The 23,540-nt window shown below is 62.4% G+C and carries 16 protein-coding genes and 1 pseudogene; 9 read left to right on the forward strand and 8 right to left on the reverse strand.

All coding sequences use genetic code 11. The features are described 5' to 3' along the window. The 3 genes from JCM21793_RS28240 to JCM21793_RS11645 all read right to left on the reverse strand — a co-directional run. The coding region (locus tag JCM21793_RS28240) for a hypothetical protein (RefSeq protein ID WP_155983426.1) at positions 1-204 on the reverse strand (204 nt) is incomplete at its 3' end. Next, positions 201-3,161, reverse strand: a complete 2,961-nt coding sequence (locus JCM21793_RS25500) for a translocation/assembly module TamB domain-containing protein (protein WP_051556172.1) — start codon at positions 3,159-3,161, stop codon at positions 201-203. The genes JCM21793_RS25500 and JCM21793_RS28240, both read right to left, overlap by 4 nt. Continuing rightward, a complete protein-coding gene (locus JCM21793_RS11645; RefSeq protein WP_025030482.1) occupies positions 3,158-5,062 on the reverse strand; it encodes an autotransporter assembly complex protein TamA in 1,905 nt (634 codons plus the stop codon). The genes JCM21793_RS25500 and JCM21793_RS11645 overlap by 4 nt, the downstream gene beginning before the upstream one ends. A gap of 425 nt (positions 5,063-5,487) precedes the next feature. Here JCM21793_RS11645 and JCM21793_RS11650 point away from each other — a divergent pair, with 425 nt between their 5' ends. The 3 genes from JCM21793_RS11650 to JCM21793_RS11660 all read left to right on the forward strand — a co-directional run bounded on the left by JCM21793_RS11650 (position 5,488) and on the right by JCM21793_RS11660 (position 9,105). Continuing rightward, positions 5,488-6,753: an acetyl-CoA C-acetyltransferase gene (locus tag JCM21793_RS11650; RefSeq protein WP_036540209.1), complete on the forward strand. Its 1,266-nt coding sequence runs from the start codon at positions 5,488-5,490 to the stop codon at positions 6,751-6,753. After that, on the forward strand, positions 6,753-8,855 hold the full coding sequence (locus JCM21793_RS11655; RefSeq protein ID WP_036540204.1) for a 3-hydroxyacyl-CoA dehydrogenase NAD-binding domain-containing protein: 2,103 nt from the start codon (positions 6,753-6,755) through the stop codon (positions 8,853-8,855). The genes JCM21793_RS11650 and JCM21793_RS11655 overlap by 1 nt, the downstream gene beginning before the upstream one ends. Before the next feature lie 67 nt (positions 8,856-8,922). After that, entirely contained in the window at positions 8,923-9,105 is a 183-nt protein-coding gene (locus tag JCM21793_RS11660) for a DUF3008 family protein (RefSeq protein WP_025030485.1), read from the forward strand. Between the two features lie 112 nt (positions 9,106-9,217). Here the strand turns inward: JCM21793_RS11660 and JCM21793_RS11665 are convergent, their stop codons facing one another. After that, positions 9,218-10,420 (reverse strand): pyridoxal phosphate-dependent aminotransferase, encoded by a 1,203-nt coding sequence (locus tag JCM21793_RS11665; RefSeq protein ID WP_025030486.1) that lies wholly within the window; start codon positions 10,418-10,420, stop codon positions 9,218-9,220. A gap of 205 nt (positions 10,421-10,625) precedes the next feature. On the opposite strand from JCM21793_RS11665, the gene JCM21793_RS11670 reads away from it, so the two are divergent. Then, the gene (locus JCM21793_RS11670; RefSeq protein ID WP_007007786.1) at positions 10,626-11,333 is read left to right on the forward strand and encodes a nitroreductase; all 708 of its coding nucleotides are present in this window, start codon (positions 10,626-10,628) and stop codon (positions 11,331-11,333) included. A gap of 273 nt (positions 11,334-11,606) precedes the next feature. After that, complete coding sequence (locus tag JCM21793_RS25505) at positions 11,607-12,317, forward strand: EF-hand domain-containing protein (RefSeq protein ID WP_025030487.1); 711 nt, start codon at positions 11,607-11,609, stop codon at positions 12,315-12,317. On the opposite strand, the gene JCM21793_RS11680 is transcribed toward JCM21793_RS25505, so the two are convergent. Genes JCM21793_RS11680 through JCM21793_RS11695 form a run of 4 tightly spaced genes read right to left on the reverse strand, consistent with a single transcriptional unit; the run spans position 12,310 to position 17,428 of the window. Beyond that, a complete protein-coding gene (locus JCM21793_RS11680) occupies positions 12,310-12,900 on the reverse strand; it encodes a sarcosine oxidase subunit gamma (RefSeq protein WP_025030488.1) in 591 nt (196 codons plus the stop codon). The genes JCM21793_RS25505 and JCM21793_RS11680 overlap by 8 nt on opposite strands. Then, positions 12,893-15,886 (reverse strand): sarcosine oxidase subunit alpha family protein, encoded by a 2,994-nt coding sequence (locus tag JCM21793_RS11685; protein WP_025030489.1) that lies wholly within the window; start codon positions 15,884-15,886, stop codon positions 12,893-12,895. Before JCM21793_RS11685 ends, JCM21793_RS11680 begins: the two co-directional genes overlap by 8 nt. Next, a complete protein-coding gene (locus JCM21793_RS11690; RefSeq protein WP_007007790.1) occupies positions 15,883-16,158 on the reverse strand; it encodes a sarcosine oxidase subunit delta in 276 nt (91 codons plus the stop codon). The genes JCM21793_RS11685 and JCM21793_RS11690 overlap by 4 nt, the downstream gene beginning before the upstream one ends. Positions 16,159-16,168: 10 nt before the next feature. After that, positions 16,169-17,428 (reverse strand): sarcosine oxidase subunit beta family protein, encoded by a 1,260-nt coding sequence (locus JCM21793_RS11695; RefSeq protein WP_025030490.1) that lies wholly within the window; start codon positions 17,426-17,428, stop codon positions 16,169-16,171. A 198-nt stretch (positions 17,429-17,626) separates the two neighbouring features. Between JCM21793_RS11695 and JCM21793_RS25510 the strand changes: the two are divergent. The 4 genes and pseudogenes from JCM21793_RS25510 (at position 17,627) to JCM21793_RS11715 (ending at position 23,478) form a co-directional block, all read left to right on the forward strand. Then, positions 17,627-20,090 (forward strand): annotated as a pseudogene (locus JCM21793_RS25510) (mechanosensitive ion channel domain-containing protein). A 107-nt stretch (positions 20,091-20,197) separates the two neighbouring features. Then, positions 20,198-20,470, forward strand: coding sequence for a hypothetical protein (locus tag JCM21793_RS11705; protein WP_155983427.1), 273 nt, complete (start codon positions 20,198-20,200; stop codon positions 20,468-20,470). Positions 20,471-20,691: 221 nt separating this feature from the next. Then, on the forward strand, positions 20,692-22,125 hold the full coding sequence (locus JCM21793_RS11710; RefSeq protein WP_025030492.1) for a UbiA family prenyltransferase: 1,434 nt from the start codon (positions 20,692-20,694) through the stop codon (positions 22,123-22,125). A gap of 3 nt (positions 22,126-22,128) precedes the next feature. Further along, the gene (locus JCM21793_RS11715) at positions 22,129-23,478 is read left to right on the forward strand and encodes an FAD-binding oxidoreductase (protein ID WP_025030493.1); all 1,350 of its coding nucleotides are present in this window, start codon (positions 22,129-22,131) and stop codon (positions 23,476-23,478) included. The last annotated feature ends 62 nt before the right edge of the window (positions 23,479-23,540 follow it).

Consider the following 23,540-nt stretch of genomic DNA (forward strand, 5'->3'; position numbering starts at 1 on the left):
CCGCAGGCCGCTTGCGCGCATATCGAAGCTCGCCTGCGGCGCTGCGAGCCTGCCGGTAACGCGGGCGCTGCCCGTCACCTGACCGGAAAGGTCCTGGCCGCGCACGACCCGGTTCAGGGATGCCAGCGGGAACGCCTTGAGTGCCACATCCATGGAGAGCTGGCCATCATCGAAGGGCACCGTGCCGCGTGCAGCCGCGTTCAACCCTTCAGGCTGGTGACGCTGGTGTCGACATTCAGCCGATTGCCGTCGCTCGTTCCTGTCGCGTCTATCGTCAGCGTGCTGAGGCCCGCCTGCGCGAGGACCGGGGAGGTGATGCCGCGCCCGTCGACGTCGAAATTCACAAGCGGCCTTTCGCGTGTGCCCTTGATGTCCGCCGTGCCGTCAAGCGTGCCACCGAGGCCGAGGGCGGGCTGGATCGTGTTGGCAATGGAAAGTGGCACCTGCTCAAGGCTGACCGCCAGATCGAGAACATCGGCAACACGGCCGCCGGCGGTGATGCGCCCGCCCGCGACATCGATGGCCAGCGGATCGAGTGTGAAAGCGCTTCCTTCCACGAGGAGGGAGGTGGGTTCCACGAGCCGGGCCTGAACCGCGCCCTGCTCGAGGCCGAGGCGGTTGAGCCGGACACGATACCCGTTGCCCTCGGGCGCAAGCGCGCCCCGGGCTTCAAGCTGCGTACCCTGGTCGAGAAGGGCCTTGCCCTCGAAATCCGTGGCACCCTCATTCTGGCGGGCGGTGGCTTCAAGCCGGGCGATGTCCACGCCGCCGGCGCTGATGTCCTGCGCATTGATGGAGCCCACGACGGCGGGCACGCCGAAGAGGTCTTCCACAGTGGCCGCAACCGTGGCGCTCGAAACCCGCGTCTGTTCGATTTCCAGATCGCGAATGGTGGCGTTGACGTCGGCGATCTGACGATCATCAACCTGTGACAGGGAGAGATCGGCCTTCACACTGCCGGTCGCCTCACGCAGAAACAGGGCCGCGGCGGTCGAGACGTCGGCGGCATCGATGCTTATTCTGCCGTCGATAAGGTTTTTCCGAACATCCTGAATGATGTTGCCGCTGGCGGTCGCGCTGCCGGCCCGAAATGCGAGTTCGGTCAGTTGCCGTTGCTCGGGCGAGAGAAGGAGCCGGCCGGCAAGGTCGACACGCTCACCGGAGAGAAAGGCATTGCCGTCTATCGTGCCGGTCAGAACCTGCTCTTCGAGCTGGCCGTCGAAGCCCAGCGTGGCCTCGCTGAGATCGCGGCCGGAAAGGCTGCCGCGTGGCGCGTCTGCCTTGAAGGTCAGATTGATGCGCCCCTCACCACCCTCGGCGCGTCCCGTGGCTGACAGAGGGCCGGATGCATTCTTTGCAAGAAGTGCCATATCCTCGAGCGCGGCGTCGAAACGGAAGTTTGCGGCACCAGATGCGAAGGTGCCGTCGGCACGCATGCTAAACTGATCGTTGGCGAGCCGCAGGTTGCGGGCGGTCAGTCCTTCGGGGCCGCGGGCAACACCGCCCTCGATGCGTGTGGTGCCGGCAAGAAGATTTCCCGCGACCTCGTTTTCTATGCGCAGATCGGTTGCGGTGCCGTCGAGATTGAGATCGAAGGCGCCGCTGATGGGGCGCACCGTGCCGCTTGCGGTCAGGTCGACCGCGCCACCGAGCGCCTGATCCGCAAGACCGGAGAAGGGGGCGATGTCGGAAGCGCCGAGCTTGATGTCACCGGTGAAGGCGAAGTCGTCAATCTGGCCGGTGAGGGCGGTTTCGAGACCGTTTCCGGAAACGCTGGCATTTTCGATCATGACCGGGTTCCCGGCCAGCCAGTCGCCGCGTGCGGTAATCGTCAGCGCATCGCCGAGCGCTTCGGCGATCTTCGCCTGCTTGGCGGTGATCTGCGAGAGGCCGCCGTCGATCTCGAAACTGACGCGGCGTGAAAGCGGGTCGTCAAGGTTCTGGGCGAGCCCGCCCATCGTCAGGACCGTGCGCCCGGCGGCGAATTCGGCGGTCTGCAGCCCGTCCAGCTCGAGCTTGCCGTTCCAGCGCTCGGAACCCGCTTCGCCAAAGGTGATGTCGAGCTTCGCCGACTGCAGCGAGGTCTGTCCGCCGGCGACGGGAAGCAGAACGCGCTCGCCCGCCGGATTGGCCACCCCGGCGCTCAGCGAGAGAGCGGTCAGGAAGTTGTCGCTGCCGGTTTCAGCCGCGGCCTCAATGCGCATGGATGCGCTGGAGACCTGAAAATTCTCAAGCAGAATCCCGCCGCCATCCTTCGAGACGCCGTTGACGTTGATGCGCGTTCCCGCACCGAAGAAATCCTGAAACTGGACTGGCACAAGGCGTCGGATGGAGCCGGCAAGACGTGCGGAAAAGCCGAGCCCCTCATCGCGCTCGCGGAACTGCGCCGTGCCGCCGAAGGCAGGCACGCCATCCGCCTCAAGCGCAAGCTTCACGTCGAGCGCGCTGAGCGGGCCGCTGCCGGCGAGGGTCAGTTTGAGCGGCGGGCGCCCCTCGACGTTGAGAAGGTTGGCAACCACACCATCCGCAGGTTCGTCGAGCACCAGATCAAGATCGAGGATTTCGGTTTCGTTGGAAAACGCAGCCTTGAGCGCAAACTGGCCACCGGGGCCGTCAAGGCGCTGGACATCGAAATCGGTATCGAGCGCCCCGCTCTCGATCCTGAGCGCGCCATTCAGCGAGAGCTCGGCGGCAAGCCCGAAAACCTCCTCGCCGAACATTGCCTGCTCGACTTCAAGCTGTTCCAGATTGACCGCCAGAGGCAGTTCGGGGACCTGAAACGAGCGCGACTCCGGAGCAGGCAGGCCTTCTTCCGGCAGCGGACGGCGCATCACTTCGATGGTTTCGGCAGCAAGCCTCTGCACTTCAAGGCGCTGGCGAAGCAGAAGCGTGGAGCGGCTCCAGTCGATCGAGGCATTGCCTATGCGGAGCCAGATGCCTTCGCGGTCGGCAATGGTGATTTCACCGATGGTTGCCTGCGACGAGAGGGCACCGGAAATGCCGGAAATACGGATCTGCCGGTTCGGCGTGGAGAGCTGATCCTCCAGGAGGCGCGTGAAGAATGACCGCTCCTCATCGGGCGTGCGCTCGCTGGGTGTATCCTGCGCCATGGCCGGCAGGAGGACGAACAACAGGGTCAGAGCTGCGAAAAAGCGGATCAAAACGCTTGTCCTATTCCGACGTAAAAGGCGACGCCCGGGTCGCCGTCTCGCTTGTCGAGGGGGACGGCGACGTCAAGGCGCACGGGGCCGAGCGGGGTAAGATAGCGCAAACCGGCGCCGACGCCGATCCGCACATCCTCGGAGAAGTCCGGGAAGGATTCGGAGCCCACGGTGCCCGCGTCGACGAAGCCGACGACACCGATGGAACTGGTGATGCGGGCGCGCAGTTCGGCGGAGGCCTCCATCAGCGAGCGGCCGCCGGCAATGCCGTTCGCCGTTTCGACGCCGATATTCCGATAGGCATACCCGCGCACCGAACCGCCGCCACCGGCGAAGAACAGCTTGTCTGGCGGTGTCTCGTCAATCGGGGCGCCAACCAGCGCACCGATCTTGGCGCGTCCTGCCAGGACGAAGCGGCCATCGCTGCCGAAATCGTAGTAGGCACGGCCCTCCAGAAGCATGCGGGCAGCCAGGTTGCGGTATTCCATCTCGTAGAACGGTTCGAGCGACAGTTCGGCGAAATAGCCTTCGGTGGCGTCCGCGGGGTTGTCGCGGCTGTCATAGGTGAGAGTGCCTGCGAGCCCGACTGTGGTGAAATCGCGTGTGCCGAAATCGTCTTCGAAACGGGCGCGGCCGGCATTGGCGAAAAGGCTTCCTGAAAGCTCTTCGGTGAATTCGTGCCTGAAGCCGAACTCGGCGCTGACCGCCGTGCGCGTATACCGCTCAAGAACCTCACGGTCGCCGAAGATCGACGCCTGGAAGTCCGTGTCGGGCGTATAGACGCCGGGTTTGATGAAGGTCGCACCCACGCGGTATGTCAGGTCCTCCGGATTGAATGTGTTGCCGATGCCGGAAACCTGACCTTCAATGCGCAGCCGTTCGGCGCGACCGAAGAGGTTGCGGTGCATCCAGTAGGCCTGCACGCCGAGCCCGTCGAGCGTCGAATAGGTGCCGCCGACACCAAAGCGGCGGGGCAGGCGCTCCTGGACGATGACGGCGAGCGGCAGAATGCCGTCGGCGCCGATCTCGTCTGCTTCCTCGATCCGGGCCGAGCGGAAGACGTCGAGCTTCGACAGCCGCTTGCGGGCCCGTTCCAGATCGTCGGGATCGTATTCGCGGCCGGGCACGAGACCGGTCTGACGCGCAACGAAAGCGGGGTCCATACGTTCCGTGCCGCTGACGGTGACGGCGCCATAAGCGGCGCGGCGTCCGGGCTCGACGGTGAGGATGGCGTCAACGGTCCTGCTTTCATGTGCGGCGGTGACGCGTCGCTCCACGATCTCGGCTTTCGCGTGCCCCTGGTGCCGCCACGCTTCGACGGCGAGGCGTCCGGCTCTGAGGATGGTTCCGGATGCTGCGACTTCGCCGGTCTGGAAACCTTCCTTTGCGGGGTCTTCCACGCGGTCGTTTCGGTTGAGGGGCGGCGGTGCCTGATTGACGATGCGTGCCTGGCTGAAATGGAACACCGAACCGGGATCGACGGCAACGCGGAGACTGGCCGGATTGGCGATGTCGGCGTCGATGGGCAGTTCGGATACTTCCCTTCCGTCGATGGTGATGCTGATTGAGCCACCATAGAGGGCCGAACCATAGAGCGTGTTCAGCAGGCGGCGGTAATCGCTGCGCGCCTTGACGATCAGGCCGGCTGCGCCCGAGGCCGGCTTCTCCCGGTCCGCCCAGAGGGACGAGGCACCCTTAAGTTTCTTTTCGGTATCGTCTGCGCCATAGGGAAGGACGAACTCAACGGTGTAGTTCCACGGTTCGCCGATCGTGTCGGGCTCTTCGGCAGCCTTGTCCTTGCCAAAAAGCTTTATGCCAAACAGCTCGAAGGCGCTGGCAGGGGACGGCGAAAAGGCAAGCATGAGCGCGAGCAGCAACGGCCCGTGCAAACGCCGACCCATCGACGGTTTCGCGTCGATTCCACTCAAACCCGTCTCCCATTCTCGAGCCGAAGTGTCGGTCACCAACCTTGCCGTGACGTTAACGCCCGCCGCCCGTATGCTGCAAAACAGTGCGGTTAAACCACAAACCGCTGGCGCGGCCAATGTGGCTTATCGGGTGTGGCCAGACAATTGTGGCTTAAAGCCGGCGTTATTGGGAATGAAGCCGAATCGGGAACTAGGAAAAGCCCGAACGGTTGTGTCTTCAATGACAATGGTGCTCAACTGCCGCAGCAGGGCTGAACAATCGCTCATCGTCTGGTTTGTAAGGAGAGGTGTGTGTTGAATGGCACAAATGCCCCGAAAGCAGAAGAGTGAGACCCGCAAGGCACCGCCGCGCCAGCGGCGCAGCGCCCGGCCGGTCGGCTGCGGAGAGACCGGTATTTATCGTCGATGGAGCGCGGACCCCGTTCCTCAGAGCGCGGGGGAAGCCGGGACCGTTTACGCCGGTGGATCTTGCCGTCCAGTGCGGACGGCCGCTCTTGGCCAGGCAGCCGTTTTCTCCAGAAAGTTTCGACAAGGTCATCCTGGGCTGCGTCAATGTGATCGCCGACGAAATGAACCCTGCGCGGGTTGCCGCATTGCGGCTTGGCATGGGCGACGCGATGCCGGCCTTCACCGTCCAGATCAATTGCGGTTCGGGCATGCAGTCGATCGATACCGCGTTCCGAACCATTCAGTCGGGAAAGGCGGATCTCATCCTGGCCGGAGGCACGGAAGCGCTCTCGCACGCGCCGCTGGTGTGGCCGCAGGAGGGGGCGGCATGGTTCGGCCGATTCGCCTTCGCCAGGTCACTGCCTGAAAAACTGTCCGCTCTGGGCGCGTTCAGGATGCGCATGCTGAAACCTGTGATCGGGCTCGAGCGTGGGCTGACCGACCCCGTTACCCAGCTCAATATGGGGCAGACCGCGGAAAAGATCGGCCACATCTTCAGCATATCCCGGGAATCGGCGGACGCCTACGCGCTTGAAAGCCATCAACGTCTGACGAGGGCCCAGAAGAATGGTGCGCTGAAGGGGGAGGTGATCCCCGCCGTGACGCGTGAAGGCGTGCTTTATGAACACGATGACGGCGTTCGCCCCGACACGTCGATGGAGCGGCTGGCCAAATTGAAGCCGGTTTTCGAAAAACCCTACGGCAGCGTGACGCCAGGCAACTCCTCGCAGATTACCGACGGGGCCTCATGGGTCGTTCTCGCATCTGAAGGCGCGGTCAAGAAGCACGGGCTGACGCCGCTGGCGCAGATTGTCGACAGTGCGTGGTCGGGCCTCGATCCATCGATCATGGGGCTGGGACCGACGCTGTGTTCGACCGCCCTGCTTGAACGCCACAAGCTCGCCCGTGACGATATCGACCTGTGGGAGCTCAACGAGGCTTTCGCAGCGCAGGTGCTTGCCTGCCTTGCGGCGTGGGAGGATGCGGATTACTGCCGCGACGTTCTCGGACTTGAAAAACCGTTCGGGCGCATCGACCGGAAACGCCTGAATGTGGATGGAGGGGCGATAAGCCTCGGTCATCCGGTGGGCACCAGCGGAAACCGGATCGTGCTTCACCTCGTGAACGCCATGCGCAAGCGTGGAGAGAAACGCGGCGTGGCGACCGAGTGCATCGGCGGTGGCCTTGGCGGTGCGATGCTGGTGGAGGTGGTCTGATGGCTGTTGGAAAGATATCCGCCCGTGAGCATCTCGCTCAGAACCGACTTTCGCTCGGTGCGAACACGAAAGAAGTCGCCAAAACCACGCACTGGTCTTTGCGAAGGGACGCGGATGCGATTGCCTGGCTTGTGCTCGACCGCGCCGGGGAGAGCACGAACACGCTTTCCGAAGCGGTCATGGCTGAGCTGGAAACCCTGCTGGATACGATCGAAACGATGCAGGCCAAGGGGCTGGTTATCCGCTCCGGCAAAGCCGGGGGCTTCATTGCCGGTGCTGACATTCGTGATTTTTCAGGTGTGAGCGAGACGGAAGCGGTTGAAGCCCGTATGACGCGGGCGCATGAAATCGTCGACCGGCTGGCGGCCCTGCCGATGCCGACGGTGGCGGTTGTCCACGGCCATTGTCTTGGTGGCGGGCTTGAACTGGCGCTCGCCTGCAGGTTGCGGATCGCCGTCGAAGGCGCAGTGTTCGGCTTTCCCGAAGTGCTTCTGGGGCTTCACCCGGGTCTTGGCGGTACATTCCGGCTGCCAGCGTTGATTGCCCCCGTCGAGGCCATGAAGATGATGCTGACGGGCAAATCCGTTCACACCGGGAAGGCGAAGGCGCTCGGGCTTGTCGATGCCGTGATCGAAGAGCGACACGTCGGCAATGCCGTTAAGGCAGCCATCAGCGGAAAACTGAAACGGCCACTGCGCAGCGCCGGGCTGAGTGGCTTTTCGCTTTTTCGTGGCATCGCCGCGCGGAAGATGCGTTCCATGGCCGCAAAACGCGCCCCGCAGGAGCACTACCCTGCGCCCCATCAACTGATCGATCTGTGGGAGCAGCACGGCGGCGGGGAAAAAGAGGTGATGCAGAAGGAGGAAATCCGCTCCTTTTCGCGTCTGCTGACCGGTGAGACAGCGCAGAACCTCATTCACGTCTTTTTCCTGCGCGAGGCTCTGAAGGTCGGGGGCAAGGGGAAGAGCGGCATTGCCCATGTTCATGTCATCGGCGCCGGTACCATGGGCGGTGACATCGCCTCATGGTGTGCGGCGCGCGGCCTGCGTGTGACACTCACCGATCTCGATGAAAAGGCGCTTGCCGCCGCAATCGGCCGGGCCGGCAAGCTGTTCGACAAACGCCTCTACAGCAAGATTGACCGGCGCGATGCCTTCGACCGCCTGATACCGGATTTTGCGGGCGACGGTGTGAGGCAGGCCGATCTTGTGATCGAGGCGGTGGCGGAGAAGGCTGAGGTAAAGCGCAAGGTTTTCAAGGCAGTGGCACCGCTTATGAAGAAGGGTGCGCTTCTTGCGACCAACACATCAAGCATTCCCCTGAGCGAGCTGCGCACGGGTGTTCCGTTTCCTGAAAGGCTGCTGGGGCTGCACTTCTTCAATCCCGTGGCGCGTATGGAACTCGTTGAAGTCGTCGCGTATGACAAGGTTTCGGATGCGGCGCAGGCGCGGCTGGCGGCTTTTTGCGGCTCCATCGACAGGCTTCCCGCACCGGTGAAAAGTTCGCCGGGCTTCCTCATCAACCGTGTCCTGACGCCATACATCACCGAGGCATTCCTGATGCTCGACGAGGGTGTGCGCAAGGAAACCATCGATCAGGCGGCCGTCTCGTTCGGCATGCCGATGGGGCCGATCGAGCTTGCCGACCGTGTCGGTCTGGACATCTGCCTCGAAGTGGCCCGAACCATGAAGTCCGGTCTCGACATGCCGCTGCCGGATGTGCCCGGCTGGCTGGAGACGATGGTTGCGGAAGGGCGAACCGGCAGAAAGGCGGGTCGGGGGCTCTATGAATACGACCGGAATGGCGAGCCCCGGAAGAGCGGGCAGCGTCTCGCGCCGCATCCCGCCATGACTGACCGGCTTGTCCTGCCCATGCTCAACACCTGTGTGACCTGCCTGCGGGAAGGCGTTGTCGGCGACGAGAAAATACTTGAGGGGGCAATGATCTTCGCCACGGGCTTTGCGCCGTTTCGTGGCGGGCCGCTGCGATATGCGCGCGCCCGCGGATTCGCGGAGATCATCGCCGTCCTCGAACGCCTGCAGGAGAAATATGGCGATCGCTTCGCACCGGACCCGCACTGGGTGAAACTGCCGGTGACCTGAAAGAAAACGGGAACCCTGCCGGTTCTGAAGCCTTATTCTCCGGGGCGGCAAGCCAGAGGAGGTAAGAATGCCGGCAAAATCCAAGGCGCAGCAAAAGGCGGCAGGTGCCGCGCTCGCGGCGAAGCGCGGCGACATGCCCAAATCCCAGCTTCAGGGCGCATCTAAGGAAATGTATGAGACCATGAGCGAAGCGGAGCTCGAAGATCTGGCGGAGACGGACCGCAAAGGTCTGCCAGAAAGAAAGGCGTGATGCTGCGGCTTAGAGCATCGGACCGAAAAGTGGAATCCGATTTTCGGATTGTTCCGATGCTCCATCAATGGTTTGGATCGTCCTTTATGCGTCTGGATGGACGCACGGCGATCTAGCCGGCGGCTGCGGTCTGCCCTGATTTGTCGAGCCGGGCCGCGATGAAACGCTGCAGGCGCTTTGCGGCTTCGCGCAGGGTTTTTTCGTCCTGGCACATGGAAATGCGAATATGCCCCCTGGCCGCGTTGCCGAAGCTGGCACCGGGTAACACCGCGACGTCTTCCTCGTTGAGGAAATCCCAGGCGAACTTTTCGCAATCCTCTTCGATGGCCCGGATGTCGAGCATGACATACATGCCGCCTTCCGAGCCGCGCACGATCACGCCGTTCATGCCGCGTATGGCATCGAGAAACGCTTCGCGACGACGCGTGTAGAGCTCCGCGATCTCGCGCAGGCCGAAGCCGTTTTCTGCGGCGGCAATGGCCGCGTGGGAGGTGAAATCGGGCAGTCCATAGGTGGCGACGAGATTGAGGTTGGTCATCACGGCGATCATCCCGGCGGGGCCCGTCAGCCAGCCGACACGCCAGCCGGTCATGCCATGGCTCTTCGAAAGCGAGTTGATAACCAGCGTCCGCTCCTTCATGCCGGGCAGGGCGCGAGGCGAGATGTGCTCCTTTTCGGAGCGGATCGTCCAGTAGACTTCGTCCGAGAGCAGCCACAGGTCGCGTTCGCGGCAGATCTCTGCAATGCGCTCGATGGTTTCACGGGAGTAGACCGCTCCAGTGGGATTGTTCGGCGAGTTGATCAGGATCGCGCGTGTATCGGCTTCAAGTGCCGCCTCGATCTCTGAGAGGCTCGGTTCGAAATTGTTTTCCGCGTGGGTTTCGATTTCCGTATAGCGCCCGCCGGCTGCGCGCACCGTGCCTGGATAGGTGGCGTAGTAGGGCGAGACGATCACGGCATGGGCGCCGGGATCGAGCACTGCCTGAAAGGCAGCATAAAGCGCGCCCTGGCCGCCAATGGTGACCATGATCTCGTCAGGGCTGGTCTCTGTGCCGGTGCATTCCTGCGAAAGCGCTGCCAGAGCCGCCCGCAGACGGGGAAGGCCGGGAAGCTGGGTATAATGGTGATGCCCGCCCCGCACTGCTTCGACACAGGCTTCGACCGTTCCCTCCGGCGTGTCGAAATCATGATCGCCGACCGAGAGCATGATGACCCTGCCGCCGGCCTGCTTTCGGGTCATGGCGGCGAAGTGGATTTCCCAGCCATTTTTGCCGGACGGGACGATGCCTGAAATGCGGGATGAGGGCTTTGGCATTGGTGGCTCCAGGGGCGATCTTGGCATTCGACTTGAAAAAGAGAGGTCCTTCGACTACGAGGACCGGCGCATTGGTCGGCCTTGTAGCAAATCGACCGGCGTGAGAACAGCATAGTGAATGAGTGCATTTGGTCCTGAACGGATTGCGATATTGATGCAGGGGGCCTGTCGCAGATCCGTTGAGACTTCCAGGAAGGATGGCGGCATGTTGGCCCCTGAGAAGAAGAACGAACTGTCTGCTGCGGAGATTGTCGACGAGGCGATGCTGACACGTCGCTCCGTGCGGGCCTTTCTGCCGCGCCCGGTCGACGACGAGACGATCAGGGATATTCTTCGCGTTGCCGCGCGCGCCCCCTCCGGCACCAATATGCAGCCCTGGAAGGTCTATGTGGTTTCCGGTGAGCGCAAAGGGGCGCTGTCCGACGCGATTCTTGCTTCCGGCGTACGTCCGGAAAAGATCGAGTGGGACGAGTACAAATATTATCCGGACAAGTTTTTCGAGCCCTATCTCGCACGGCGCCGTGCGGTGGGCTATGCGCTCTATAGCCTTTTGGGCATCGGCCGGCGCGAAGTGGAGCGCATGCGTGCCCAGCACGACCGGAATTTTACCTTCTTCGATGCGCCAGTCGGCCTGATCTTCACCATCGACCGCCGTTTGAACAAGGGCTCGTGGGTCGATCTCGGCATGTTCCTGCAATCGGTGATGATTGCCGCGCGGGGGCGTGATCTTCATACCTGTCCGCAGGCGGCATTCGCTCCCTACCACAGGCAAATTCGCCCGATCCTCGGCATTCCCGACGAGGAGATCGTGGTCTGCGGCATGGCGCTCGGCCATGAGGATGTCTCGAAGCCGGAAAACGCACTGCGCAGCGAACGTGCGCCGCTGGAGGAATTCGTCTCCTTCGTTCGCTAAGTGTCTGATCCAAAAGTCGCCAGACCGGGCTGCAAATGGCGTTTTCCTGCGCTTCGGTGCTCACGTACCGCATGTACGCTCCGCTCCGATGCTCGAAAACCGCCATTCTCGCCGCGGCCTGGCGCTTTTTGATTCAGACACTAAGCCTGTTCTCCGCACCGACGGTTGCTTACGAAATTGTAATTTCCCGGCAAGGTCGTCGTAATGTGCGATCGGCCAAGGTCTCTTCGTTCCCTGCCGCTTCCCTTGCGGCGCCCCTACGAGGAGACAGACATGAAGAACAATATCCTTTTGTCGGCCATGGCTCTGAGCCTGATCGCCGGTTCTGCCGCCATCGCCCAGGAGGCTTCTTCTGACGAGGCTGTGCCCCAGGCTGCCGGCGAGCGCCTGAAAGGCAAAGGCGGCAAGACGATGCGGGGCTTTGCCCGTCTTGATGCAGACGGTGACGGCAGCATCACCATTGAAGAGTTTTCCGCAGTGCGTCTTGAACGTTTGAAGGCCGCCGATGCGGATGGTGACGGGGTGCTTTCCGAAACCGAGCTTCAGGACATGGTCACGGAGCGCATCGTCGAGCGCCGGGCGAAGCGTGCCGCACAGCGCCTCGACATTGACGGTGATGGCACCGTCACCATCGCCGAGATCGAAAGCCAGCAGGCGAAGCGCTTTGCACTCATGGACGCCAATGATGACGGCAAGGTCGACCAACGCGAAATGCGCCGCGGGTTCCGCCAGATGGCCGACAGGCGCGGTGGGCATCATGGAAAGATGATGCATCACAAGCGCGACCACAGCGGTGGACCGCGCGGTGACATGCGTCCGGGCGAACCGCCGGCTGAGATGGCACCCGACGCGACAATGGCTGACAAAAATGCCGGGAGGTGCGAGCTGCCTCCCGGACGATCAAGTCGGTTCGTCTGGGGCTTCCGCGAACCGGCCGATAGGTCCGGTGTCGCCGCGCCGGGCCTATCTTCCGAACCTATCTAATTGTATAGCCCACATCTTCTGCCGCCCGGCAAAGCGTTTTGGCAAAAGCTCTTGCAAACGAGCGGAAAACGTAGAACTCGAAGCGTTTCTCGCCCCGGCGCTGGATTTGCACGAACACATCGTGATGCGCCGTCGCCCGGCCGGCATGGACCGGGAAGGCAGTCAGGCTGAAGTCCAGCGCGAAGAGCTTGGCCAGAACCCATTCCACCCGCGGACCCTCGATGCTCAGAACCGTGCGCCCGTGGGAGAGATCGGTCACGGTGCCGGTCTCGTCGCCAATGGCAGCAATGATATCCCCTGCCAGAGCTTCATCCATCCCGCTTACGAGAAACCGGCCGGGGCCGATGTTGAAGGCGCAGGTGCCCTCGCGGCTGGCAGCGCCGTTTCCGGGCAAGGCCGGAAGCGTGAGACGGCAGGTGGCGGAAATGCTTTCTGCCAGTGCTTTCTCTTTGCCGGGCCAGGCATTCGCCTCGACAATCGAGCCCTTCAAGACTTCGGATATCGTGACGCCGTTTCCGTCGGCGAAGTCACCATGGGAGCCGGGGCGGAAACCGCCGCCCAGCGGTGATGCGCGCTCAACCATGCATGCGCTCCCCATCCGGATCGAAGAAATGGTGGCTGACGACCTCCACCTGACCGAAGCGCCGGCGTAGCGGATCGGAAAGCAGGACCCGCGTTCCATGGCGCGCCTTGCCGCCCCTGACGAGCGCCAGGCCGATGTATTTCTGCAGAGCCGGTGAGTAGCAATAGGCCGTCACATGACCGATGCTTTCTCCCGGCTCATCTGAACTGCCGCGCTCTACCAGATGCGCGCCGCCGCCGAGCTTCTGGCCATCGAGCGAGACGATGCCGACGAGCCGCAGCCGGTTCCTGTCGATCAGGGCAGGGCGGTCCATCAGGCCCGAACCGATGAACGGCTTTTTCTTGGACAGCATCCAGTCGAGATAAAGATCGCGGGCCGTGGTCCGGCCATCGATCTCGGCGCCTGTCACGTGCCCTTTCTCGATGCGCAGTGCGCCAAGCGCCTCCATGCCGTATGGCGTGATGTCGAAGGGTTCGCCTGCTTCCATCAGCGCTTCCCACACATGCTGCCCATGACCGGCGCCGCAATAAACCTCATAGGCGCGTTCGCCGGAAAAGGAGAGGCGGCAGATCATGACGAGCGCACCGTCAATCTGGCCATGAACAATGCCCATGAAGGGCAGCGTCTCATTGTCGACTTTGGTCCCCGTCACGCAGCGCTCCAGCACTGCGCGGGCCTGCGGGCCGGCGATCGCGGCGCCCGCCCACTGGTCCGTCACCGAGGTCAGGTGCACTCTGAGATCGGGCCAGAGAACGTCGAGGCAATATTCCAGATGCTGCATCACCGCGCCTGCATTGGCGGTGGTTGTGGTCATCAGGAAATCGGTTTCGCCGAGCCGCCAGGTGGTGCCGTCGTCGAAGGCGATGCCGTCTTCGCGCAGCATCAGACCATAGCGGGCCTTGCCCACTTTCAGCGTGGAGAAAGTGTTGGTGTAGACGCGATCAAGGAAGGTGGCGGCATCGGGGCCCTTGACCGCGATCTTGCCCAGTGTGGAGACATCGACAATGCCCACGGAGCGGCGCACCGCCGCTGCCTCGCGGATGTAAGCCTGTTCGACCGTTTCACCAGCACTTGCGTAGACCAGCGGGCGGTGCCAGAGACCCGCCGGGGTCATCTCGGCGCCGTGTTCCACATGCCAGTCATGCATGGGGGTGAAGCGCTCGGGCTTCAGATCGCCATAGCGTTCCGCAGCCAAAGCACCGATGGCCACCGGGGAGTAGGGCGGGCGAAACCGCGTTGTGCCCGCCTCGGGGATCGTGATTCCGCGGGCTGCGGCCATAATGGCCAGCCCCGGGACATTCGAGGTCTTGCCCTGGTCAGTCGCCATGCCGAGCGTCGTGTAGCGCTTAAGATGCTCGACGCTGACGAAACCTTCGCGGTGCGCGAGCCGCACATCGTCGGCGGTCACATCGTGCTGGAAGTCAACGAAAGCCTTGCCCCTGCCGCGAATTTCAAGAACCGGCGCTGGCGCAGGATTGAGCGCTTCGGGCGCTATTTCAGGTAGTCTGGCGCGGGATGGGCGCTTGCCGGCGCATTTCAGGCCCGCATCGCGGCCACTTGCCAGCGCGTCGGCCGAGCTGAATTTGCCAAGGAATGCGCCGGCACCCGTCCAGCGTTGCGCTGGCTCGGGGGGCAGGAACGCCTGTTTATCCTCATCCCAGACCGGCTTCGCGCCCGCCTGGCTTGCCAGATGAAGCACCGGCTGCCAGCCACCGGAAACCGCGAGACTGTCGCATTCAAGTGGCCGTGCTTCTCCCGAAAGCCTGCCCGTTTCCGCGTCGAACGCCTGAACAAGTGCTCCGGATAACGCACGGCTGCCCTTTGTGCCGGCGACGGCACGACCGGTCAGCGGCACTACGCCCGCCTCGGTGGCAAGTGCGGTGGCCGCATCACCGATCCGTGGACGCACATCGACAATGGCTGCGATATGGCCGCCAGCGCGCTTGATAGCAACCGCAGCCTCGTAGGCGCTGTCATTGTTGGTAAAGAAGATGGTTCTGTTTCCGGGCAGAACGCCGAATTCTGTGGCATAGCGGCGCGTGGCGCCGGCCAGCATGACGCCGGGACGGTCGTTGCCGGGAAAGACGATGGGGCGTTCCAGTGCGCCCGTCGCCAGAACCACGTCGCGGGCACGGATTGTCCAGTGCCGCTGGCGCGCGTGTCCCTTCGGCGTGCGGGCCACATGATCGTGGACGCGTTCAAGCGCGGCCAGCGTGTTGCCGTCATAATAGCCCCAGACCGCAGTGCGCGGTAAGAGACGTACAGTGTCGAAGCGGGTGAGCCGTTCCGTCAGCTCCGCCACCCATTGATGGGCGGGTTTTCCGTCGAGGGTCTCGTCCGACCAGCGGGCGAAGCCGCCGGTCTGCGGTTCCTGTTCGGCCAGGATCACGCGCTTTCCGGCCTTTGCAGCAGCCTCGGCTGCCATCAGGCCGGCGATGCCCCCGCCCACCACCAGAACGTCGCAGAAGGCGTTCACCCGCTCGTAGCGCGAGGGGTCAGCCTCGTAATCGGCTCTGCCAAGACCGGCGGCACAGCGGATGAAATGTTCGCACATCATCCAGAAGCGCGTGCCCTTGAGTGGCCCGATCACCGGGCCCATGAAGGTCTTGTAGTAGAAGCCCGCACCGATCAGTCGACCGCCGAGCTGGTTTACCGCTCCAAGATCCCATGCCAGAGAGGGAAAGCGGTTCTGGCTTTCCGCACGCAGCCCGTCATAGATTTCGATCTGCGTGGCAGGAATGTTGGGCTCGCGCACGCCTTCCCGCAACAGCGTCACGAGCACGTTCGGTTCGTCGATACCGGCGCTGAAGACACCGCGCGGGCGATGATATTTGAACGAGCGGCCTGCGAGTGAAACGCCATTGGCGAGAAGCGCCGAGGCCAGCGTGTCTCCGGCATGACCGGTGTAGCTCTCGCCATCAAACGTAAAGCGAATGGTGCGGGCGCGGTCTATCAGCCCGCCCGTTCTGGTGCGGCGGGGGCTCATGCGGCGTCTCCGCTGTCCGCACTTCTGGCGAAGGCGACCGAGCGAATTTCATGTGTCAGCGTGTCGCGCTCCACCACCAGATGCGCGCGGCATCCCCCGGCGTGCTGCCAGTATTCGCGGTGCAGCCCTGCCGGATTCGGCCGGTTATAGACATAGTCGAGCCAGGCTTTCGTATCGGTGGAAGCGGGATCAGGGCGCGTGCGCGTCGCGTCGCCCTGGTAGGAGAATTCGGCGAGGTCGCGGGGGCCGCAATGCGGGCAGTCGATCAGCATGGCGTGTCCCTCAATGCAGTTTGGGTGTCGGGCCATGGCCCGTTTCGTCAATCGCCGCACCGCGCTCGAAGCGGCTGAGCGTGAAGGGCGCGTTGATGGCGTGGGGTTCGTCCCTGGCGATGGTCCAGGCGAAGGAATAGCCGGAGGCAGGCGTCGCCTTGAACCCGCCATAGCACCAGCCGCAATTGAGATAGAGGCCGGGCAGGGGCCCTCTGGTTATGATGGGGGACCCGTCCATCGACATGTCCATCACCCCGCCCCAGGAGCGCAGCAGTCTCAGCCGCGCGACGGCCGGGAACATGGCACAGATTTCGCTCATCACGTCTTCCGCCGCGGGAAGGTTTCCACGCTGGGCGTAAGAATTGTAGAAATCGAGACTGCCGCCAAAGACCAGCCCGCCCTTGTCGGACTGCGACATGTAGAGATGGCCTGCACCGAAGGTCACGACGCAGTTCACGAAGGGCTTGATCGCTTCCGAAACGAAAGCCTGAAGGACGTGGCTCTCAATGGGGAAGCGTTCGATGCCGGCACGCTGCAACACCCGGCTGGTGCTGCCGGCAACCGCCAGCGCCACTTTCTTTGCCCGAATGTCGCCTCTTGTGGTGGAAACGCCGGTGATCTGATCGCCGTCGCGCAGGAAGCCTGTCACCTCGCAATTCTCGATCAGATCGACACCGCGTCGGTCGGCGGCGCGTGCATACCCCCATGCGACCGCGTCATGGCGGGCCGTGCCCGCACGCGGCTGCAGAAGCCCGCCGGCGATGGGAAAACGCGCTGAGCCGGAGGTGTCCAGACCCGGCACCTTGCGTGCGATCTCCTGCGGCGTCAGCCATTCGGCGTCCACGCCGCCATGGCGCATGGCGTTGCCGCGGCGGATGAAAGCGTCGGCCTGGCCGGGGCTGTGGGCAAGGTTGAGAACGCCGCGCTGCGAGAACATCACATTGTAGTTGAGCTCATGGGAGAGGTTTTCCCAGAGTTTCATGGAAAATTCGTAGAAACGGAGGGATTCGGGCAAAAGATAGTTGGAGCGCACAATCGTGGTGTTGCGGCCGATATTTCCGGAGCCGAGCCAGCCCTTTTCCAGTACGGCAACGTTGGTGATGCCGTGTTCGGCTGCAAGATAATAGGCGGTTGCCAGACCATGTCCGCCGCCGCCGATGACGATGACGTCGTATCTCGGTTTGGGATCGGGCTTGCGCCAGGCCGGTTTCCAGTCCCGATTGCCTGAAAGAGCATTCTTCAGAAGCGAAAGAGCTGAATATTCCGCCATGCGCCGCCATTCTTTTTGCCTGACCCAGCCTTAAGCTATAGGACACGCTAGACGCCGGAGGCAAATAAAGCGCCATGGCTTTGCACAGGCCCGACCCTGATGCGCCGATAAGCTTGCTGCGCAGGCGTCGCTCAGGCAATGTCCGCGTATCGACACTGACCTCCGATTGCATGTGATTCCGTGAGAAGACTGACAGAAATGTTGTTGAAGCTTCGTGCCCTGCCGGTTCTCCTGTGCCTTGTTTTCCAGTTTGCGGTGCTTTCGCCGGCGGCGGCGCAGGGACCGGAAAACTTTCTGCAGATCCAGCGTGAAAAGCTCTCCGGGATCGAAGCAACCGTCGACAGTATGGAAAAGGAGGTAGACGATCAGGCCGCTGATGACGGCGAGCTCGTCGCAGTTCGTGTTGAACTGGAAAGGCTCGCGCGCGAGGTTTTCGATGCAAGCCTGGCGTTTCGCCCAAGGCTAACGGAGATCAACACACGGCTCGAACAACTGGGTGAGCCGCGCAAGGAGGGGGAACCAGCCGAACCCGAGGAGGTGACGCGCGAGCGCACCCGGCTCCTGGATGAAAAGGCGAGTTTCAATGTGCTGATCGGCGATGCCGAACGGCTTTCCGTGCGCATCAACAGCGTTGTTGACGAGATCGCCGAACTCAGGCGCGACCTCTTCACGCGCACGCTTTCACGCCGCTACGACATTTCCGCGGCGCTCAGCTCTGATGTGGCCGGTGAATTCACGCAGGAGGTGGGGCGGGTCTACAAGCGGGTTTCCGCCTGGCTGATCTTTGTCGTCAAATATCGCCTTAATTCACTTCTGCTCGCCACTGCGCTCGCAACGATCGCCGCCCTTGCGCTGCTTTTCGGGGGGCGGCGTCTGTTTGGCGATTTCATCGAGCCGGACCCGACCGAGACGGAACCCACCTATCTCAGCCGCCTTTCGCTGGCGCTGTTCTCCACGCTCATACCGTCGCTTTCGATCGGCGTCTTTTTGGCCTCAACCTACTACTTCCTCGATTATTTCAGCTTGCTGCGCAGCGATATCGCACCGCTTCTCTGGTCTCTCTTCTCTGTCATTCTCCTGGTCTATTTCGTCTACCGTCTGGCACGCGCCATTCTTGCGCCCCGACGACCGAACTGGCGGCTGTTGCCTGTGCGATCGCAGGCGGCACAGTGGCTGCTCGTGCTGGCGGTTTTCACGGCTGTCTCGACCGGTTTCGATTATTTCATGGATCAGGTCTATTCGCTGTTCGGCTCGCAGCTTTCGCTGACGGTGGCGACCAGCCTCGTGGCCACCGTAATCGTTGGTCTGCTCATTATGGCGATCGGCGGCGTCAGCCCTCTGGACGACGAGGAGGGCAGGCCCAGACAATGGCCGCTCAAATTCCGCTATCTCCTGTTTGCCCTCGGGGCTGCGATCATCATCGCGGCCATGCTTGGCTATATCGGTTTTGCGCGGTTCCTTTCGCAGCAGGCGGTGGTGACGGGCGCGATCGTTGCGACCATGTATATCGGTTTCCTCACGGCCGGGGCGATCACGTCGGAGGGCGCTTTCGCCAATTCCTGGCTGGCGCGCCGGCTGGAACGGTACACCGCTTTCGATGAAACCGCGCTCGATCAGCTCGGCCTGGTCACCGGCATGCTGATAAACACGGTCGTGGTCCTGATCGGTGTGCCGCTCATTCTTCTGCAATGGGGGTTCCGCTGGGCTGATCTGACGGCCTGGAGCTATCGTATCGCCGGCAGGATCCAGGTCGGCTCCCTGTCGTTTTCCATCATCGGCATTCTCACCGGTATTCTGGTTTTCGTGGTCGGCTATTTCGTCACGCGCTGGTTCCAGAGCTGGCTCGACGGCAAGGTCATGGCGCGCAGTCGCATGGATTCCGGCGTGCGCAATTCCATCCGCACAGGCATCGGCTATGTGGGCTGGTGATCGCTGCCTGATCGGCATCTCTGCGGCCGGCATCAACCTCTCCAACCTGGCCCTCGTGGCCGGTGCCCTTTCACTCGGTATCGGCTTCGGGTTGCAGAACATCGTTTCGAACTTCGTCTCGGGCCTGATCCTTCTTGCCGAGCGCCCGTTCAAGGCGGGTGACTGGATCGTCGCGGGCGGCGTGTCCGGCACGGTGAAGAAGATCTCCGTGCGCGCAACGGAGATCGAAACATTCCAGCGCCAGTCGGTGATCCTGCCGAACTCAGAACTGATCAATGCTGCCGTCGGCAACTGGACCCATCGCAACAAGCTGGGACGCATGGAGATACCCATCGGTGTCGCCTATGGTTCGGATGTGCGCCGCGTGCACGAGATTCTTCTGGAAATCGCCAAGTCACATCCGCTCGTTCTCAAGAACCCGGAGCCGTTCGTTCTGTTTGCCGGTTTCGGCGACTCGTCGCTTGATTTTGAGATACGTGTCTATCTTTCCGACATCCTTATGCAATTGAACGTGCAGAACGATATCCGCTTCGCCATCGTCGATGCATTCGAGGCGGAGGGGATCGAAATTCCGTTCCCGCAACGCGATATCCACGTGCGCTCGGGGCTGTTCAGAGCACAGGAGCCCGATGAGACGCCGAAGGATGAAGAACCAGCGGATGAGATGGAGGAAGAGCAGGATGAGGTGCCGGCGGGCAGGCGCCGGCGCCGGCGCAAGGTCGATCCGGAATAATCCTGATCGCCTGAATATGCCGTTCAGTTGCCGTTCAGGTTGAAATCTCTATAAACGAGGCGAAAAGGGGCTCAAGGGCCCGCTGCTACAGGGGCGGTGACACACCGATGAAGACCATGAAGACATTCTTGCTTGCAGCCGTGGCGCTGCTGGTCGCAGGCGGCGCGGCTTTCGCGGCCAGTGTCGTCAACCGTGACAGTGAACCGCGAACCATTGTTGTGACGGAAGGCGGTTCGCAATCCGAGATCGTGGTCGGCGCTGGCGAAACCATCGAGTTCTGCTTGGCCGGCTGCTTCGTGACGATGCCCAATGGTGACCGCGAAGTGCTGACCGGCTCAGAGACTGTAGAGATTTCGGAAGGTCGCGGCCGCGTGCGGTAGAACCGCGCCACAAGAGCTCGAGAAGTTTTGCAAACTCCGGCAAGTGATTGCCGGAGTTTTTTTCTGTTCTTACGGGGTATTTGCCAGGTGCCCTTAGGGAAACTTTAAGCGTATTCCTGAAATCTGCTTGCGGGTTTGCCCCGACTGTCTGTCGCTTCAGACTTTGGAAGCTCATTTCGCGTAGGGCCGTTGGAAGAACGGTCTTTTATGCGGGGGCTTTTATGGACGCGCGATCCGAACGCAATGCAGTGCCTTTGGCTGTCGATCTCGACGGCACTCTGATTGCGACCGATCTGTTGTGGGAGAGTCTGTTTCTTCTCCTGCGCCGCCGGCCCCTCTGTCTCTTTCTGTTGCCGTTCTGGCTGATGGGCGGCAAGGCGCGGCTGAAATGCGAGATCGCTTCGCGCGTCGATCTGGATGCCGCGGGGCTGCCCTATCGGCAGGACCTTCTGGCTCAGCTTCGCAAGGACAGGGCGGATGGTCGTCACATCGTCCTGGCAACCGCTTCGCCCAAAAAGTTTGCCGATGCGATCGCCTTGCATCTGGGCGTTTTTGACGAGGTCATTTCCACAGAGCCCGGCCGCAACATGGCCTCCGGCATGAAGCGTGACGCGCTGGTCAGGGCATTCGGCGATGGCGGGTTCGATTATGCGGGCAACAGCCGCGCGGATATCGCGGTCTTCGATGCCGCGCGCAGGGCCGTTGTCGTTGCTCCCGACCGGGCGGCTGACCGCTGGCACGCGAGGAATGGCGGCGAGCTTCTCGAGGCGGCGAAACCCACATTCAAGACCTATGTGAAGATGCTCAGAGTGCATCAATGGCTCAAGAACAGCCTGATCTTCGTGCCGCTGATCCTCAGCCACGAATATTTCAATGCTCCGCTTTTGACCCTGTGCGTCCTGGCATTCATCTCATTCAGCACGGCAGCGTCCGCCATTTACATTCTGAACGACTTCTTCGATCTCGGCCTTGATCGCCGGCATCCCACGAAGCGGAACAGACCTTTCGCAAGCGGCACGCTTTCGATCCCGTTCGGTTTCGCGTCCATGCTCGTGCTACTGGCGATAAGCGGCGCAACGGCGCTTTTTCTTCCGCCACTCTTCGGCCTGGTGCTGATTGGCTACCTGATTGCCACCACCGCCTATTCCCTTTCCCTCAAGCGCATGCTGCTCATCGACGTGCTGACTTTGGCGGGGCTCTACACGGTGCGTATTCTTGCCGGCAGTGCGGCGACCATGATCGGCGTGTCGTTCTGGCTCCTGGCCTTCTCCGTTTTCTTCTTTCTCTCCCTGGCGCTGGTCAAACGCTATGTGGAACTGCGTTCCACCGAGCTTCCCGCGGGCGAGCGCATCGCAGGTCGGGGCTATCGCACGGAAGATCAGGAAGTGATCGCACAGGCCGGCATGGCCTCCGCCTTTTCCTCGGCCATGGTTCTGGCGCTTTACATTCAAAGCAGTGCCGTGCGCGACCTCTACGAGATGCCCTGGCTGATCTGGCCGCTCTGTCCCATTGTCCTCTACATCACAATCCGCATGTGGATCCTGGCGCGGCGCGACGAAATGCATGACGATCCAATCGTCTTCATCATCAGCGACTGGCGCAGCCAGTTGTTTGGTGTTCTAGGGGCGGTGCTCCTCTTTACGGCGGGGTTCTGAAGCATGGCTGATTATTCGGCATTCGGACTGGTGCGCAGAAACACGGCTCAGGCGATTGGCGCTGAAGATGCGGTCGAGCGTCTGCGCGCGGGCAGGGGACTGCCGTCGTCCGTGCTGCCTTATGGCAATGGCCGGTCCTATGGCGATACCTGCCTGAACGATGCAGGCGCGCTGATCGACATGCGCTCCATGAACCGCGTTCTGGCCTTCGATGCCGAAAGCGGGCTCTTTACGGCGCAGGCCGGTCTCATGCTGTCGGACCTGATCGCTCATGTCGGTCCGAAGGGCTGGTTTCCGGCTGTGGTGCCGGGTACGCAGTTTGTCACGCTGGGCGGGGCAATCGCCAACGACGTGCATGGCAAGAACCATCACCGGCGCGGTACTTTCGGCTGTCACGTGGTTTCCTTCACGCTGCTGCGGTCCGATGGCGAGACCCGCCATTGCAGCGCGCAGGAAAACGCGGAGCTCTTTCGCGCCACCATTGGCGGCATGGGGCTGACAGGTTTGATCCTCGACGCGACGATCAGACTGATGAAGGTCGCCTCCGTCGATGTAGACGAGCGCGTGCGTGGCTTTTCCGGGCTCGACGAATATTTCGACCTGGCGGCCGATGCCGACGCCAGGAACGAATACGCGGTGGCCTGGCTCGACCAGCTTGCTTCTGGCGCGGGCGCGGGCAAGGGCTTCCTGCTGACGGCAAATCATGCCGAGGACGGGGACGTCTACCGTGTGCCCTCCGCTCGCCGCCTTGCTGTTCCTTTCCGGCCTCCTGTCAATTTCCTGAACCGGTGGTCGCTTGCCGCTTTCAACCGTGCTTTCGCCTGGAGCAAGGCGCGGGCGGAGGGCGTTCGGCGCTCGTCTTACGAAAGCTATTTCTTCCCGCTCGATGCGGTGCGCCACTGGAACAGGCTCTACGGTCCGCGCGGCCTCCTGCAGCATCAGAGCGTGGTGCCCTTCGAGGCCGCGCGCGAAACCATACCGGCCATGATGGCGGCGGCGCGCGAGGCCGGTCAGGCCTCTTTCCTCACCGTTCTCAAGCGCTTCGGCGATGTTGCCTCACCGGGCATTCTTTCGTTTCCAAGGCCGGGCTACACGCTGACACTCGATTTCTCCAATGCGGGTTCGGTCACCCGTGCGCTCCTCGAGCGCCTCGATCGCATGACGGTGGAGGCGGGTGGCGCGGTTAATCCCTACAAGGACGCGCGCATGGGGGCGGCCCTGTTCGAAGCCTCTTTTCCGGGCTGGCGCGATCTTGAGGCGCTACGGGATCCTGCGTTTCTTTCCGACTTCTGGCGGCGCACGGCGCTGAAATTGCCGGCAGGCGAGAAGGGAGAACGTCATGCAGCCGAATAAACGGGCGTGGTTCAGGCAAACGCAAGATTTTCACGCGATGGATGCAATTTATCTCGGTTGCT

Source organism: Nitratireductor aquibiodomus NL21 = JCM 21793 (genome assembly GCF_000615975.1).
In the GTDB taxonomy this organism is placed as follows: Bacteria; Pseudomonadota; Alphaproteobacteria; order Rhizobiales; family Rhizobiaceae; genus Nitratireductor; species Nitratireductor aquibiodomus.

Coding starts and splice junctions, on each gene's coding strand:
- JCM21793_RS11645 (WP_025030482.1), bottom strand. CDS start 5,062: ATGGGTCGGCGTTTGCACGGGCCGTTGCTGCTCGCGCTCATGCTTGCC.
- JCM21793_RS11670 (WP_007007786.1), top strand. CDS start 10,626: ATGTTGGCCCCTGAGAAGAAGAACGAACTGTCTGCTGCGGAGATTGTC.
- JCM21793_RS11695 (WP_025030490.1), bottom strand. CDS start 17,428: ATGGCGGAATATTCAGCTCTTTCGCTTCTGAAGAATGCTCTTTCAGGC.
- JCM21793_RS11715 (WP_025030493.1), top strand. CDS start 22,129: ATGGCTGATTATTCGGCATTCGGACTGGTGCGCAGAAACACGGCTCAG.
- JCM21793_RS11685 (WP_025030489.1), bottom strand. CDS start 15,886: ATGAGCCCCCGCCGCACCAGAACGGGCGGGCTGATAGACCGCGCCCGC.
- JCM21793_RS11665 (WP_025030486.1), bottom strand. CDS start 10,420: ATGCCAAAGCCCTCATCCCGCATTTCAGGCATCGTCCCGTCCGGCAAA.
- JCM21793_RS11710 (WP_025030492.1), top strand. CDS start 20,692: ATGGACGCGCGATCCGAACGCAATGCAGTGCCTTTGGCTGTCGATCTC.
- JCM21793_RS11680 (WP_025030488.1), bottom strand. CDS start 12,900: ATGGTTGAGCGCGCATCACCGCTGGGCGGCGGTTTCCGCCCCGGCTCC.
- JCM21793_RS11690 (WP_007007790.1), bottom strand. CDS start 16,158: ATGCTGATCGACTGCCCGCATTGCGGCCCCCGCGACCTCGCCGAATTC.
- JCM21793_RS25505 (WP_025030487.1), top strand. CDS start 11,607: ATGAAGAACAATATCCTTTTGTCGGCCATGGCTCTGAGCCTGATCGCC.
- JCM21793_RS11660 (WP_025030485.1), top strand. CDS start 8,923: ATGCCGGCAAAATCCAAGGCGCAGCAAAAGGCGGCAGGTGCCGCGCTC.
- JCM21793_RS11705 (WP_155983427.1), top strand. CDS start 20,198: ATGAAGACCATGAAGACATTCTTGCTTGCAGCCGTGGCGCTGCTGGTC.
- JCM21793_RS11655 (WP_036540204.1), top strand. CDS start 6,753: ATGGCTGTTGGAAAGATATCCGCCCGTGAGCATCTCGCTCAGAACCGA.